Origin of the sequence: Bordetella genomosp. 11 (assembly GCF_002261215.1) — a bacterium.
GTDB lineage: Bacteria > Pseudomonadota > Gammaproteobacteria > Burkholderiales > Burkholderiaceae_B > Bordetella_C.
The window spans coordinates 99,775-115,026 of sequence record NZ_NEVS01000001.1 but is presented as its reverse complement, the minus strand read 5'-3'; the positions used below and the strand labels follow the sequence as shown (position 1 = coordinate 115,026).

Genomic DNA, 15,252 nt, shown 5'->3' with positions numbered 1-15,252 from the left:
TTGCGCACGGGGCGCGGCCGCGCGCGTCCATGGAGCGGCGACGTGCGGATCGGGGCGGGATATGGAAGATGGAACGGCGTCATGGCGACGATCGCCGTTCTCGGATGCATGGCAGCGGCGGTACCGGCCGCGGCAACGGCCGAGCCGGCCGCATCGGCGCCGCGCCAGGGCGCGTGCACGGCCGGCCGCCTGGGCCAGCCTTGTCCCGCGGGCGATACGGCCGCGCAGGGCGCGCCGGCGCCCACGCTGAACCTGGGTGCGGGCAATCCCATCCATCTGGTGTCCGGCAACAAGTACCAGCGTGAAGTCGACCTTCCGGGTCCCGGCGGGCGCGTGGGCCTGGAAATCGTGCGGCACTACAACTCGATGGATCCGCGTACCGGCTTGCTGGGCCGCGGCTGGATGCTGTCGTACGACACGCGCCTGTACGCGCACGCCGCGTATGACAAGGTGCAGATCCTTCAGGCCGACGGCAGTCGCATGGATTTTCGTTGCGATGCGGCATGCCGGCCGCTGGGCCACGCGCGCGGCCGGCTCGTCCAGGCCGAGCACGCCGGGGAAGCGCGCGCCGTGCCGCGCGAGGGCGACGTGGCCCGGCAAGTCCGGTGGCGCTGGCACTGGCCGGATGGCCGCACGCTGCATTTCGACGCGGCGGGCCGGCTGGCGCGCATCGACGATGCCGGCGGACGCCATGTGCGCATCGTCCGCGACACCGTTGCCGGCGCGACGACAGGCGCGATCAGCGCCGTGGTGGACGACACGGGCCAGGCCTTGCGCTTCTTCTACGAATCGGGGACCGCCGGCACGCGGCTGGCGCGCATAGACACGCCTTACGGCAGCTATGCGTATCGCCATGACGTGCCGCCCGTGCGCGCGGCACAAGCGGGTGCGGCGCGGCAACGCCGGGCGCTCGCGGCCGCGGGGCAGCAGTCCGCGCGCGATGGGCGCCTGGCGGCGGTGGTGCATCCGGCGGGATGGCGGCGCGAATACGCCTACGAGCCCGCACTGCAAAGCGGCAACCCTTATCTGTTGACCGGCATAGCCTGGCGCATCGCGGACGATGCCGTCCCGCTGCGCACCCATAGCTGGGCCTACGACACGCAAGGCCGCGCCGTGCTCGCGACGCATGGCGATCCCGCATCGCCACGCCATCGCGTGGAACTCAGCTATTCGGCGGCGCCCACCGCCGACGGCGCGGCCGGGCTGACACGCGTGCACGGCAACGGCGGCGTCACGGATTTCCATACCGCCATTCGCGGCGGGAAACCGGTGCTGCTGCGGGTGGACGGCACGGGGTGTGCGGGCTGCGCGGCGCCGGGGCTGCAGGCGGAACACGATGCGCACGGCAGGTTGACGCGATTCAATGACCTGCATCTGCAACGCGACGAGGACGGCGCCCTGCGACGCCTGTGGGACACCGGGTCCGGATGGCCCGGCCTGTCGATGTCGTTCGATCCGGCCGACCCGCCAGGCAGGTTGGCGGCGTGGTCTTCCGACGCGACCGGACAGGAAACGCGCAAGCACGACGGCATCGGGCGCGTGACGGAACGGCGTTATGCCAACGGCGATACGTGGCGCCATGCCTACGACGACGCCGGCCGCCCCGTGGAGATCATCATGCGCTCGGCAACGGGCGCGTTGCGCACCGCGATCGCGTGGCGCGGCCAGGCGCCGGTGCGCATCGAACACCCGCACGAACACGAGACGCGCCACCATGACGCGCACGGACGCCTGGTACTGCGCACGGTGCATCGCCCGGCACGCGGCGGCCAGGCGGCTTACGGTTATCGCGAGCGCTACGCATGGGATGACGGCGGCCGCCTGATTCGCCACGACCTTCCGGAAGGGGGAAGCCTGACCTACGCCTACGACGCGGCAGGCCGCGTGACGCGCATCGCCTGGGAGCATCGCGGCGACAGCCGGGAACTGCTGCGCGCCTTGCCGGAAGGGGGATACCTGCATGGTAACGGCCTGCGCACGCAGGGGATGATGCGCGAGGGCGCGCTGGATACCCTGCTGGTCGACGCTCCCGGGACGCCCGGCCGCGCGCCGCTGCTGTTGCAGCGCTTGCGCTACGACGCGGCGGGCCGCATCGCGCGGGAGACCCTGCGCGTCGCCGGCTGGAAGGGTGTCTACGCCTACGGCTATGACGACGAAGGGCGGCTTGCCGGTGCCGAGGCCGGCCTGGACGTGCCGGAGAAGCCGCGCCGGGATCGCTCCGCCGCCGGTGCCGCGATCTCTCGTGGCGATGAAGATTCCGCGGACGCCAGTCCCGCCACCATCGCCCCGCGTACGACCCGCGCCTGGCGCTACGCCTGGCGCGCAGCCGGCGACGCGATGGCGACCCAGGATGGCACGACGACCCGCGTGCAGCGCGCGCGCCGCGATGCCAGCGGACTGCCCCTCGAACACGGCACCCTGCGCCTGCGCTACGGCCCGGATAGAAGGCTGGCCAGCGTCATGCGGGGACGCGCGGAACTGGCGCGCTATACGCACAACGCCTACGGCGAGCGCATCCGGCGACGCGCGGGCGCACGCACGGAAGACTATCTCTATGCTTCCAACCGGTTGGTGGCGATTGCCCGCCCGCTCCCTGATGGCGGCGTGGGCGTGGCGCAACGCTACGTCTATGCCGGGTGGGTGCCGGTCGCCCTGATGGTCTATCCCCGTCCGCGGCCCTTGGGGCTGGCCGGCGGCTCCGCGCCGGCTCCCGTCTTCCATGCGGTGCACGCGGATGCGATCGGCCTGCCCCATGCCGTCACCGATGCAGGCGGTCGGGTGCGCTGGCGCGCGCTGTGGTCGCCCACTGGGGTCGCCATCGCCACCGACGGCGACGTATCCATGCCACTGCGCCAGCCCGGCCATATCCACGATGACGCGACCGGCCTGCACGACAATTACCTGCGCACCTACGACCCGCGCCTGGGGCATTACCTGGAACCGGATCCGGCCGGCCCCATGCCCGATACCCGGCCCTACGGCTACGCCGGCCAGCAGCCGCGCCGCCATATCGATCCCCATGGCCTGCTGCTGTTCGCCTTCGACGGTACGAGCCACGATCGCGGCGCGCGCACCAATGTCGCGCTGATGAGCGGATGGTACGCGGATGGCACGGCTTTCTATCATCGCGGGCCGGGCTTCGCGCGGCCGCGCATGGTGGATGCCGCGACGGCGGGCTCGTCGCCCGACATCCTGGAAACGCAATGGAATGCGCTATTGCGCGAGATCGCGGCGCGTGGCCGTGCCGACACTCTCGCGATCGACCTGCTGGGCTATTCCCGCGGCGCCGCGCTGGCCATGCACTTCGGCAATATGATCGCCGAGCGCCATCGGGCGGGCCGCTTCTGGACACGCGACCCCGCGCTGGGCACGGTCACCGCCTGCGCGGATCTGCGCTTCATCGGCCTGTTCGACGCGGTGGCGCAGTTCGGCGTGCTGGGATCGCGCAACGCGGATTACAACCTGGCGGTATCCGCCGAATGGCGCTGGGTCGCGCATGCGGTGGCACTGCATGAACGCCGCAGGCTGTTTCCCTTGAGCGCTGCGCCCGAGGGCAGCCCCAACGTGGCGGAGGCGCCCTTCATCGGCGCGCACGGCGACATCGGCGGCGGTTACCTGCCGCATCCGGCCGACCCGGTAAGCGCCCGGCCGGGCGGCGACCTGTCGGACGTCGCCCTGGCGTGGATGCTCAAGCAGGCGGAATACGCCGGGGCCGCCTTCCTGCCGCCGCCCGCGGCGTTTCAACGGGTCGCCAACCCTATCGTGCACGACGAACGGGGACGCCGCGGCCGCCGGACGGGCGAAGACCGCGCCGTACTGCGAGGCGCCGGCGACACGCTGGTGGCAAGCCAGGCGGAACACTCCCGATACGGTGCCGCCGCGCGCGCCGAAGTGGAGGCATTCATCCGCCGCGTGCGCGGCTGGACGGAAAACGACGAATCCGCCGTCGCCACGGTGGACATGGAAGGCTATCGCGGCTGGTTGCGGCGAACGCTGGATCTGGACCTGCCCGCCTGAGCCGGCGACGGACGAGGTACCCGGATAAATCACGGTATCATCCCGTAATTCGCGGCATTGCGTCCCGCCGCCTGTTTTCCCGTCTTTTCCGAGTCCCCATGCTCCCAGAGCAACAGCACCTTCTTGTCTCCCTACTGCAAGACGCCGTCGGCACCCTGCTGCCGGAAGCGCGGCCCACGATTCTGCTGGAACGCCCCAAGGTCGCGGCCCATGGCGACGTCGCGACCAACGTCGCCATGCAGGTCGCCAAGGCCGCCAGGCGCAATCCGCGCGAGCTGGCCCAGGCCATCGTCGACGCCCTGACAGCCGACGCCCGCGCGCGCGATATCGTCGAGGCGGCCGAAGTCGCGGGGCCCGGTTTCATCAACATCCGCGTTACCGCGGCCACGCGGCAGGCCGTGCTGACCGCCATCGCGGCGCAGGGCGACACCTACGGCCGCGCCGCGCGCCATGGCGAAAAAGTCCTGGTCGAATTCGTTTCGGCCAACCCCACCGGTCCGCTGCACGTGGGCCATGCGCGCCAGGCAGCCCTGGGCGACGCCATCTGCCGGCTTTACGATGCCGCCGGCCATGACGTCACGCGCGAGTTCTACTACAACGACGCCGGCAACCAGATCCACAACCTGGCGATCAGCGTGCAGGCGCGCGCCAAGGGCATGGGCCCCGAATCGCCCGGCTGGCCCGAAGACGGCTACAAGGGCGAATACATCGTCGACATCGCCAAGGACTTCATCGCCGGCGCCGCCGTGCGCGCGGCCGACGGCGAGGAAACCGTCGCCACCGGCAACGTCGAGGACCTGGAAGACATCCGGCGCTTCGCCGTGGCCTATCTGCGCCGCGAACAGGACCGCGACCTCCAGGCCTTCGACCTGACCTTCGACAACTTCTTCCTGGAGAGCTCGCTCTACACCAGCGGCCGCGTCGAACAGACCGTCGCCCGGTTGATCGCCAGCGGCCATACCTACGAAGAAGAAGGCGCGCTCTGGCTGCGCACCACCGAGCTGGGCACGGGCGACGACAAGGACCGCGTGATGCGCAAGCGCGAAGGGGGCTACACCTACTTCGTGCCGGACGTCGCCTACCATGTGAACAAATGGGAGCGCGGCTACCATCGCGCCGTCAACATCCAGGGCAGCGACCACCACGGCACCGTGGCGCGCGTGCGCGCCGGCCTGCAGGCCCTGGACATGGGCATCCCCAAGGACTATCCGGCCTACGTGCTGCACAAGATGGTCAAGGTGATGCGCGGCGGCGAAGAGGTCAAGATCTCCAAGCGCGCCGGCAGCTACGTCACCATGCGCGACCTCATCGATTGGGTGGGCCGCGACGCCGTGCGCTACTTCCTGATCCAGCGGCGCGCCGATACCGAATTCGTCTTCGACGTCGACCTCGCGCTGTCGCAAAGCGACGAAAACCCGGTCTATTACATCCAGTACGCCCACGCGCGCATTTGCTCCATGGTGGGGCAATCGGGCGAAAGCGAACAGGACATCGCCGCCGCCGACATCGCGCGCCTGACGGCGCCGACCGAATTCGCGCTGATGCAACGGCTGGCCGAATTCCCCAACGTCATCCAGCTCGCGGCCCAGGAACTGGCGCCCCATCATGTGGCCTTCTGGCTGCGTGACTGCGCGGCGGACTTCCACGCCTGGTACAACGCCGAACGCGTACTGGTCGACGATATCGCCCTGAAGCGCGCCCGCCTGCGCCTGGCGGCGGCGACGCGCCAGGTGGTGGCCAACGGGCTGGCGCTGCTGGGCGTTTCCGCGCCCGAGCGCATGTAGGTTGCCATGGCCAAACGCAAACCCGTCAAGCGATCATCCGAACGCGGCAGCACGCTCTACGGCGTACTGACCGGCCTGCTCATCGGGCTGATCGTGGCTGCCGCCGTCGCGTTCTATGTGACACGCGCTCCGGTACCTTTCGTCGACCGGGCTTCGCGCCATGCCGACCAGTCACCCCTGCCCGACGTCCGCAACGCGCCCGATCCCAACGCCGGCCTGTACGGACGCGACGGCGCCGCCGGCATCGCGCCGACCGGCCCGACGGCCACGCCGGCGCCCCCGGTGCCGGGGGCCCAGCCCTCGACGCCCGGCACCGGGCCGCATGGGCCGGACGATCTGGGCGCGCTGATCGCCACGCTGCCGACGACACCGGAACCGCCCCCTCGCGCCGCGGATAAGCCCGCGGACAAGGCCACCGACAAAGCGGCGGATAAACCGGCGGCCAAACCGTCCGCGCCCGCCGCGGTAGCCAGCGCCAGCCCGTCGGGCCGCGACTCCGCCAAGGAAACCGGCGGCAAGTACTTCCTGCAGGCCGGCGCCTACCGCGCCGTCGACGATGCCGAGGCGCTCCGGGCGCGCATCCTGCTGCTGGGCCTGCCGGTCGCGGTGCAGCGCGCGGAGGTCAATGGCAAGCCGATCAACCGGGTCCGGGTCGGGCCTTTCGCGCGCCTGGACGATATGAATCGCGCCCGCACACGCCTGGGAGAAAACAAAATCGAAGTGGCGGTGGTCCGCCAGTAGCGCCCGTGGCGGAACTCGCCCACGCCGCGCCTGTCTCTATTGTCTTTGCGGCCCGTCGCCTATCGCTTGCGCTTCGCGCCCCTGGCGGCCGAGGTTCGCTCGCCGACAGCACTCTTCTTAGACCTCAACCTGGGATCCAGACCGACATGTCCAAACTGCTTAGCCGCCTGCTGGCGGTTTCCGCCCTCGCCGCCACGGCCTTGTTCGCGCCCGTCAGCAACGCCCAGGGCGTCCAGCCGGGCGCGCAGCCCTACCAGGTGGTCAACCCGCCCATCGCCAGCGACCACGCCGGCAAGATCGAGGTCATGGAGTTCTTCGCCTACACCTGCCCCCACTGCGCGGCGATGGAGCCCATGGTCGAAGCCTGGGCCAAGACCGCGCCCGCCGACGTGGTGCTGGTCCAGGTGCCGGTCGCTTTCAACGCGTCGATGAAGCCGCTGCAGCAGCTGTACTACACGCTGCAAACCTTGAACCGCCCGGACCTGCATAGCAAGGTGTTCACCGCCATCCACCAGGAACACAAGCAGCTCTTCACGAAATCCGCGATGGAAGACTGGGTCGCATCGCAGGGCGTGGACCGCAAGAAGTTCGAAGAGATCTTCGATTCGTTTTCCGTCAATACGCAGGTGGAACGCGCCACGCAGCTGACCAAGCAGGCCAATATCGACGGCACGCCGTCCTACCTGGTCGGCGGCAAGTACCTGACGTCGCCGGTCATGGCGGGCAACAGCTACCAGGGCGCGCTGGACGAAGTGAACAAGCTGCTGCCGATGGCGCGCGACAGCAAGTAATCATGGCCGCCGGCTGACGCCGGTCGCCCGTTCCACCCGTAGCGGCCTTCGTCCATTCGGCGAGGGCCGCTTTGTTTTTGCCCTCGCGGTTTGTCTTCACACGTGGCTTCCGTGTTTTGCTTTCGCGTTCCGCGTCGACGGGCACGCGACCGGGACGCGCGCCGCATCGACGATTACCCCTGGGGCGACCCCACGGCGCGATCCAGTGCCTGCCGCAAATCGTCGATCAGGTCCGATGGCGATTCCAGCCCGATATGCAGGCGCACGACGGCCTGGCCGTCGCCGCCCCAATAGCGGTGACCCGCCAGAATCTGCAGCGACACCAGTTGCACGAGGCTTTCGAAGCCGCCCCACGAATAACCGATGCTGAACAGCCGCAGGCTGTCGACGAATACCCTTGCCTGTGCCGGCGCCAGCCGCAAGGCCACGGCCATCATGCCGTTGGACCCGGTGCAATCGCGCCGCCACAGCACATGCCCGGGATCGGAGGGCAAGGCCGGATGATAGAGGCGCGCCACCTCCGGACGCTGCGCCAGGAAGCCGCACACTTCCAACGCATTGCGCGCATGCTGCGCCATGCGCAACGGCAGCGTGCGCACGCCGCGCAGCGCCAGCCAGGCATCGTCGGCGCTGATCGAGTACCCCATCGCGTATTGCGTTTTGTTGATACGCCGCGCCAGTTCCTCGTCGTTGGTCACCACCGCGCCCAGCATCAGGTCGGAGTGTCCACCGACGTATTTCGTGCCCGCCACCACGGAAACCTGCGCGCCCAAGGCCAGCGGCTGATAGATATAGCCGGAGCCCCAGGTATTGTCGGTGGCCAGCACCAGCCCATGCCGCCGCGCCTTCTCCGCCAATGCGGGGATATCCAGCATTTCGAACAACAGCGACCCCGGCGATTCCACGTACATCAAGCGCGTGTTCGGCCGCACCAGCGCGTCGATATCGTCATGATTCGGCGCGAAATACGTAAGCTCGATGCCCAGGCGCGCCAGCACCGCCTGGTCCAGCGCATGCACCGGACCATAGACGTTGTCGGCCACCAGCGCGTGTTCGCCGGCGGACAGCAGCGACATGAAGGCCAGCGTAATGGCGGACAAGCCCGAGGACGCCAGATAGCAGTGGGTACCTTGCTCCAGGTGCTTGAAGACATCTTCCAGCGCCACGTGGGTATCCAGGCCCATGCGGCCATACGCCACGACGCGTTCGCCGGCGGCCTTGCGGCGTTCCGCATCGTCCAGCGCCTGCAGGTCGCGGAAACGCACGGTACTGGTGCGGACCGGCGGCAAGCCCACCGGCGCCGCGCCGCTGACGGGATCGAATTCGGCGATGCCGGTATGCTGCAACAGGGTATCCAGATGAGAGGATCGAGAGGCCATTGGAATGTGGGAATCAGGTTGCCGATTCGCCTATGATGCCACTTTCGTTCTCGGCCCTCTTCCATGCCGGACCTCCACACCCTGACCACTTTCTTCGGCATCGCGGTGCTGCTGGCGTTGTCGCCCGGCCCGGACAACCTGTTCGTGCTGATGCAATCGGCGCTGTGGGGGCGGTCGGCCGGGCTGATGGTGGTCCTGGGCCTGTGCACCGGCCTGCTGGGCCACACGGCCGCGGTGGCCGTGGGACTGGCGGCGGTTTTCGCCGCCTCGCCGCTGGCCTTCGCGACGCTGAAATGGGCCGGTGCGGCTTACCTGGCCTATCTGGCGTGGCAGGCATTCCGCGCGCCGGCCGGCGCGGCGGGCGGCTCAGCGCCAGCCCGCATGAAGCCGTCGGCGCTGTACGCGCGCGGCATTGTCATGAACCTGACGAATCCCAAGGTGCTGCTGTTCTTCCTGGCCTTCCTGCCGCAGTTCGCCACGCCCGCCGCGGGCCCGGTCGGCCCGCAGATCGTCGTGCTGGGCGGCGCTTTCATGCTGGCGACCTTGCTGGTGTTCGGCGCCATCGCGTTCTTTTCGGGCGCGGCCGGCGCGATGCTGCAGCGGTCGGCGCGCGCTCGCAAGATCCTGAATACCTGCGCGGGCCTGGTCTTCGCGGGACTGGCGCTGCGCCTGGCGACATCGGTGCGCTAGGGACGAACGGCGCGCCCCGGAAAAATCGCCCGGACTCAGGCGGCGACGAAACGCACCACGCCGTCTTCGCCGGTTTGGCGCTTCAAGCGCCCGTCGAAGTACAAGGCGTGCAGATGCGCCAGCGCCTCGCCCATGGCGAAGGTCAGCTGATGCAGGTCCAGCTTGCGCTTGAACAGGACGGGCACGACATCCGAGGCGCTGCAAGGCTGGGCGCAGGCCTCCATGACTTCGGCCAGGCGGTCAGCATGGTGCGCGTGCTGTTGCGCGATGCGCTCGTGCAGGCCCTTGAAGGGCCGCCCATGCGAGGGCAGCACCAGCGCATCGCCCGGCAGGTCGCCGTAGGCGTCCAGGGAGCGCAGGTACAACGGCAGCGGATTCGCATCCGGCTCGTAATTGAAGACGCTGACGTTGGTCGAAATACGCGGCAGCACCATATCGCCGGAGATCAGCACGTTCAGCGCGGGACAGTACAGCGACGCGTGTTCCGGCGCATGGCCATGACCCACGATGACGCGCCAGTCGTGCTTGCCGACGCGTACCCGTTCGCCGTCCATGATGCGTGTAAAGCGCGGCGGCATGGCCGGCACCAGGTTCGGGTAGTAGCCCGCGCGCTCGCGGATCTGCTGCTGCGCCTGCAGGTCCGCCAGGCCATGCCGGGCGAAATGGGCCACGGCATCATCGCCGCCGGCCCCGGCGCCGCCGCTGGAAGTCGAGCTGCCGCGCGAAAACAGGCAGGCGACGGCGTAGTCGGTCATCGTCATCCAAAGGGGCGCGTCCCAGCGGCGGCAGATCCATTCCGCCAGGCCGACGTGGTCCGGATGCATATGGGTCACCAGCACGCGCAGCACCGGCAATCCTTCCAGCTGCTCGTCGAAGATGCGCTCCCATAGCGTCCTGACCTCGTCCCGGCTGATGCCGGTATCGACCACCGTCCAACCCTGGCGGCCTTCGATCTCGTCGCGCAGCAGCCACAGGTTGATATGGTCCAGGGCGAAGGGCAGCGGCATGCGTATCCATCGCACCCCCGGCGCCACCTCGCGGGCGACGCCCGGTTCCGGCTGGCTTTCGCCCCACGGGTATTCCAGCTTGTGCTCATTCGGGTTCATGCGGCATCTCCCCTTGACGGTAGCGTTCATCCCATCATAATTGACGTTTACGTAAGGTGCCAATGCCATGCCGCCCGCCTCCTGGACCATCTCCGAACTCGCCCGCGAATTCGACATCACCCCGCGTACGATCCGGTTCTACGAGGACCAGGGCATCGTCAGTCCGGCACGGGAGGGACGCAACCGCGTCTATGACGCCCGGGACCGTACCCGCCTGAAGCTGGCGCTGCGCGGCAAGCGCCTGGGCCTGCAGCTGTCGGAAATCCGCACCCTGATCGATATGTACGACGGCCCGGGCGATACCGAGGCGCAGCAGTTGCGCGAGTATCTGGCCGTACTGACGCGGCACCGGCAGACGCTGGAACAGCAGCGCCAGGATATCGAGGACACCCTGGCCGAAATCGCCGGACAGGAAACCGAATGCCGCCGGCTGCTGGACAGCCACGGCTAGGGCGGATCGGACGGCGGACGCCGGCCCGACAGGCGCCGGCAGCGCACTAGGCGGACAACCGGATGGCGTATTGATATAACGTTTACGTAAACGTAATATAAGCGGCGCGGCATCGCATCGGCCTGCATTTCTCGGAGACACCCATGGACATTCCCGGCTTGAGTTTCGATCTGGGCGAAGACCTGGACCTGCTGCGCGACAGCGTGCGACGCTTCGCCCAGGCTGAAATCGCGCCGCGCGCGGCGGAAATCGATCGCAGCGATCAATTCCCCATGGAGCTCTGGAAGAAGCTGGGCGACCTGGGCGTGCTGGGCATGACGGCGGACGAAGCCTACGGCGGCGCGCAAATGGGATACCTGGCGCACATGATCGCCATGGAGGAAATCTCGCGCGCCAGCGCGTCGGTCGGCCTGTCCTACGGCGCCCACTCCAATTTGTGCGTCAACCAGATCCACCGCAATGGCACGGAAGACCAGAAGCGCCGCTACCTGCCCAAGCTGATCTCCGGCGAGCACGTCGGCGCCCTGGCCATGAGCGAACCGGGCGCCGGCTCCGACGTCGTCAGCATGACATTGCGCGCGGACAAAAAAGGCGACCGCTACGTGCTGAACGGCAGCAAGATGTGGATCACCAACGGCCCGGACGCCGACACCCTGGTGGTGTATGCCAAGACGGACCCGCAGGCCCGGCAGCGCGGCATCACCGCCTTCCTGGTCGAGAAAGGCTTTGCCGGCTTCTCGGTGGCGCAAAAGCTGGACAAGCTGGGCATGCGCGGCAGCCATACCGGCGAGCTGGTGTTCCAGGACTGCGAGGTGCCCGAGGACAACGTCCTGGGCCAGGTCAACGGCGGCGTGAACGTCCTGATGAGCGGCCTGGATTACGAACGCGCGGTACTTGCCGGCGGGCCGCTGGGCATCATGCAGGCCGTCATGGATGTCGTCGTGCCCTATATCCACGACCGCAAACAGTTCGGCCAGGCCATCGGCGAATTCCAGCTGATCCAGGGCAAGGTCGCCGACATGTACGCCGGGCTGCAGGCCAGCCGCGCCTTCTGCTACGCCGTGGGCCGCAATCTGGACAATCTGGGCGCCGGCCACGTGCGGCGCGTGCGCAAGGACTGCGCCGCGCTCATCCTCTATACCGCCGAAAAAGCCACATGGATGGCCGGCGAAGGCGTGCAGATCCTGGGGGGCAACGGTTATATCAACGAATTCCCCACCGGGCGCCTGTGGCGCGACGCCAAGCTGTACGAAATCGGCGCCGGCACCAGCGAAATCCGCCGTATGCTAATCGGGCGAGAACTCTTCAACGAGACCGCCTGACCCTGCCGCGTCCTGTCGTCCCCGGCCGGCGGCGCGGCGTTGCACGCCACCCGCCGCCCGGCCCGACAGGCCCTTGAATCCCGCGCCGCGCCCGGCAGGCCCGGCGCATCCATCACGGCGGCCCGGCCGCCCACGCCGAACCAGGAGTCCATCATGTCCGATCCCATCGTCATCGTTTCCGTCGCCCGCACGCCCATGGGCGGCATGCTGGGCAGCCTGTCCGGCCTGGCCGCGCACGAACTGGGTTCCACCGTCATCAAGGCCGCCGTCGAACGCGCCGGCCTGAAGCCCGAGCAAGTGGACGAAGTGCTGATGGGCAATGTGCTGCAGGCAGGCCAGGGCCAGGCGCCCGCGCGCCAGGCCGCTTTGGGTGCGGGCCTGCCGAAGAGCGTGGCATGCACCACCGTGCACAAGGTCTGCGGCTCCGGCCTGAAGGCCGCGATGCTGGGCCACGACCTGCTGACCGCCGGGTCGGCGCAGGTCGTGGTGGCCGGCGGGCAGGAAAGCATGAGCAACGCGCCCTACCTGATGCTCAAGGCCCGCCAGGGCTACCGCTACGGGCATTCCACCGTCTACGACCATATGGCGCTGGACGGTCTGGAAGACGCCTACCAGCGCGGGACCGCCATGGGCGTGTTCGCCGAAGACTGCGCGGCGCGCTATGAATTCACGCGGGAACAGCAGGACGCCTTTTCCACCGAATCGTTGCGGCGCGCGCGCGCCGCCACCGAGGACGGCAGCTTCAAGTGGGAAATCGCGCCGGTTACCGTGGCGGGCCGCAAGGGCGACACCGTCGTCGACACGGATGAAGCGCCCACCAAGGCCATGCCGGAGAAAATCCCCACCCTGAAGCCCGCCTTCAAAAAGGACGGCACGGTGACGGCGGCCACGTCGGCATCGATCTCCGACGGCGCGGCGGCCATGGTGCTGATGCGCCAGTCCACCGCGGAAAAACTCGGCGTGCGGCCGCTGGCGCGCATCGTCGGCCACGCCCAGCACTCCCAGGAACCGCAGTGGTTCACCACCGCGCCCACCGGCGCGCTGAAGAACCTGTTCCAGAAGACCGGGTGGCGCGCCGAGGACGTCGACCTGTACGAAGTCAACGAGGCCTTTGCCGTGGTCACGATGGGCGTCATGAAGGAATTCAACATCCCCCACAGCAAGGTCAATGTGCATGGCGGCGCCACCGCGCTGGGTCATCCCATCGGCGCCTCCGGCGCGCGGCTGGTGGCCACGCTGATCGGCGCGCTGCGCAAGAACGACCGCAAGCGCGGCGTGGCGACGCTGTGCATCGGCGGGGGCGAGGCCGTCGCCATGGCCATCGAGATGCTGTAAGGCGCGCGCAGGCCATGGCCATCATCGAATCGCGCATCAACCCGCGCGCGCAGGACTTCCAGGACAACGCGCGCGCCATGCGGGCCCTGTTGGACGATCTGCGCACGCAGATGGCCATGGCCGCGCAGGGCGGCGGGGAGACCGCCCGCGCGCGGCATGTCTCGCGCGGCAAGCTGCTGCCGCGCGAGCGCGTGGAACACCTGCTGGACCCCGGCACGCCTTTCCTGGAGCTCTCGCCGCTGGCGGCGCACGGCATGTACGACGGCGACGCGCCGGCGGCCGGCCTGATCACCGGCATCGGCCGCGTATCGGGCACCGAGTGCGTCATCGTATGCAACGACGCCACCGTGAAGGGCGGCACCTACTATCCGATGACGGTCAAGAAGCATCTGCGCGCGCAGGAAATCGCCGCGCAGAACCGCCTGCCCTGCATCTACCTGGTGGATTCCGGGGGGGCCAACCTGCCGCTGCAGGAAGACGTGTTTCCCGACCGCGACCATTTCGGCCGCATTTTCTATAACCAGGCCTCGATGTCGGCGGACGGCATCGCGCAGATCGCCGTGGTGATGGGCTCCTGCACCGCAGGCGGCGCCTACGTGCCCGCCATGAGCGACGAATCCATCATCGTGCGCAACCAGGGCACCATCTTCCTGGGCGGCCCGCCGCTGGTCAAGGCGGCCACCGGCGAGGAGGTCAGCGCCGAGGACCTGGGCGGCGGCGACGTGCATACGCGCCTGTCCGGCGTGGCCGACCACCTGGCGGCGGACGACCACCATGCGCTGCGCCTGGCGCGCGACGCGGTGGCGCGCCTGAACCGCATCAAGCCGCAACCGCTGGCGCTGCAGCCGGCGCGCGCGCCGCGCTACGACCCGGAGGAGCTGAACGGCATCATTCCGGCGGATACGCGCAAGCCCTACGACGTGCGCGAAGTCATCGCGCGCATCGTCGACGATTCCGCGTTCGACGAGTTCAAGGCGCGCTACGGCCAGACACTGGTCACCGGCTTCGCCCATGTGCACGGCATGCCCGTGGGCATCGTCGCCAACAACGGCATCCTGTTTTCCGAATCCGCGCAGAAGGGCGCCCACTTCATCGAGCTATGCGCGCAGCGCCGCATTCCCCTGGTGTTCCTGCAGAACATCACCGGTTTCATGGTGGGCCGCAAGTACGAGAACGAAGGGATCGCGCGCCACGGCGCCAAGATGGTCACCGCGGTGGCCACGGCGGCCGTGCCGAAGTTCACCGTGCTGATCGGCGGGTCCTTCGGCGCGGGCAACTACGGGATGTGCGGACGCGCGTACTCGCCACGCCTGCTGTTCATGTGGCCCAACGCGCGGATTTCCGTCATGGGCGGCGAACAGGCCGCCAGCGTGCTGGCGACGGTGCGGCGCGACGGCATCCAGGCCAAGGGCGGCGCATGGTCCGCCGAAGAGGAAGAAGCCTTCAAGGCGCCGATCCGCGCGCAGTACGAAAGGGAAGGCCATCCTTATCATGCCACCGCGCGGCTATGGGACGACGGCATCATCGCGCCCGCCGACACGCGCCGCGTGCTGGGGCTGGGCCTGTCCGCCGCCTTGAACGCGCCCATTCCGGAAAGCCGCTTCGGCGTTTTCCGCATGTAGCGCCATGCAGGATG

At 68.7% G+C, this 15,252-nt stretch carries 11 protein-coding genes; 9 read left to right on the top strand and 2 right to left on the bottom strand.

The genetic code is table 11. The features are described from left to right. Positions 1-81: 81 nt before the first annotated feature. The 4 genes from CAL28_RS00490 to CAL28_RS00475 all read left to right on the top strand — a co-directional run bounded on the left by CAL28_RS00490 (position 82) and on the right by CAL28_RS00475 (position 7,333). On the top strand, positions 82-4,017 hold the full coding sequence (locus CAL28_RS00490; RefSeq protein ID WP_094839479.1) for a DUF6531 domain-containing protein: 3,936 nt from the start codon (positions 82-84) through the stop codon (positions 4,015-4,017). A gap of 98 nt (positions 4,018-4,115) precedes the next feature. Next, positions 4,116-5,801 (top strand): arginine--tRNA ligase, encoded by a 1,686-nt coding sequence (argS, locus tag CAL28_RS00485; RefSeq protein WP_094839478.1) that lies wholly within the window; start codon positions 4,116-4,118, stop codon positions 5,799-5,801. A 6-nt stretch (positions 5,802-5,807) separates the two neighbouring features. Further along, positions 5,808-6,542, top strand: a complete 735-nt coding sequence (locus CAL28_RS00480; protein ID WP_094839477.1) for an SPOR domain-containing protein — start codon at positions 5,808-5,810, stop codon at positions 6,540-6,542. A gap of 146 nt (positions 6,543-6,688) precedes the next feature. Beyond that, a complete protein-coding gene (locus tag CAL28_RS00475) occupies positions 6,689-7,333 on the top strand; it encodes a thiol:disulfide interchange protein DsbA/DsbL (RefSeq protein WP_094839476.1) in 645 nt (214 codons plus the stop codon). Positions 7,334-7,506: 173 nt separating this feature from the next. Here CAL28_RS00475 and CAL28_RS00470 read toward each other — a convergent pair whose 3' ends face one another. After that, on the bottom strand, positions 7,507-8,712 hold the full coding sequence (locus tag CAL28_RS00470; protein WP_094839475.1) for a trans-sulfuration enzyme family protein: 1,206 nt from the start codon (positions 8,710-8,712) through the stop codon (positions 7,507-7,509). A 63-nt stretch (positions 8,713-8,775) separates the two neighbouring features. Between CAL28_RS00470 and CAL28_RS00465 the strand changes: the two genes are divergently transcribed. Then, on the top strand, positions 8,776-9,402 hold the full coding sequence (locus tag CAL28_RS00465) for a LysE family translocator (RefSeq protein WP_094839474.1): 627 nt from the start codon (positions 8,776-8,778) through the stop codon (positions 9,400-9,402). 35 nt (positions 9,403-9,437) lie between these two features. Here the strand turns inward: CAL28_RS00465 and CAL28_RS00460 are convergent, their stop codons facing one another. After that, positions 9,438-10,508: an MBL fold metallo-hydrolase gene (locus tag CAL28_RS00460; RefSeq protein WP_094839473.1), complete on the bottom strand. Its 1,071-nt coding sequence runs from the start codon at positions 10,506-10,508 to the stop codon at positions 9,438-9,440. Positions 10,509-10,575: 67 nt separating this feature from the next. On the opposite strand from CAL28_RS00460, the gene CAL28_RS00455 reads away from it, so the two are divergent. The 4 genes from CAL28_RS00455 to CAL28_RS00440 all read left to right on the top strand — a co-directional run bounded on the left by CAL28_RS00455 (position 10,576) and on the right by CAL28_RS00440 (position 15,238). After that, positions 10,576-10,959, top strand: coding sequence for a MerR family transcriptional regulator (locus CAL28_RS00455; protein WP_094839472.1), 384 nt, complete (start codon positions 10,576-10,578; stop codon positions 10,957-10,959). A 143-nt stretch (positions 10,960-11,102) separates the two neighbouring features. Next, complete coding sequence (locus CAL28_RS00450) at positions 11,103-12,281, top strand: isovaleryl-CoA dehydrogenase (protein WP_094839471.1); 1,179 nt, start codon at positions 11,103-11,105, stop codon at positions 12,279-12,281. Between the two features lie 153 nt (positions 12,282-12,434). Further along, a complete protein-coding gene (locus CAL28_RS00445; protein WP_094839470.1) occupies positions 12,435-13,616 on the top strand; it encodes an acetyl-CoA C-acyltransferase in 1,182 nt (393 codons plus the stop codon). Between the two features lie 14 nt (positions 13,617-13,630). Further along, positions 13,631-15,238 carry a carboxyl transferase domain-containing protein gene (locus tag CAL28_RS00440; RefSeq protein ID WP_094839469.1) on the top strand — a complete coding sequence of 536 codons (1,608 nt, stop codon included), beginning with the start codon at positions 13,631-13,633 and terminating at the stop codon, positions 15,236-15,238. The last annotated feature ends 14 nt before the right edge of the window (positions 15,239-15,252 follow it).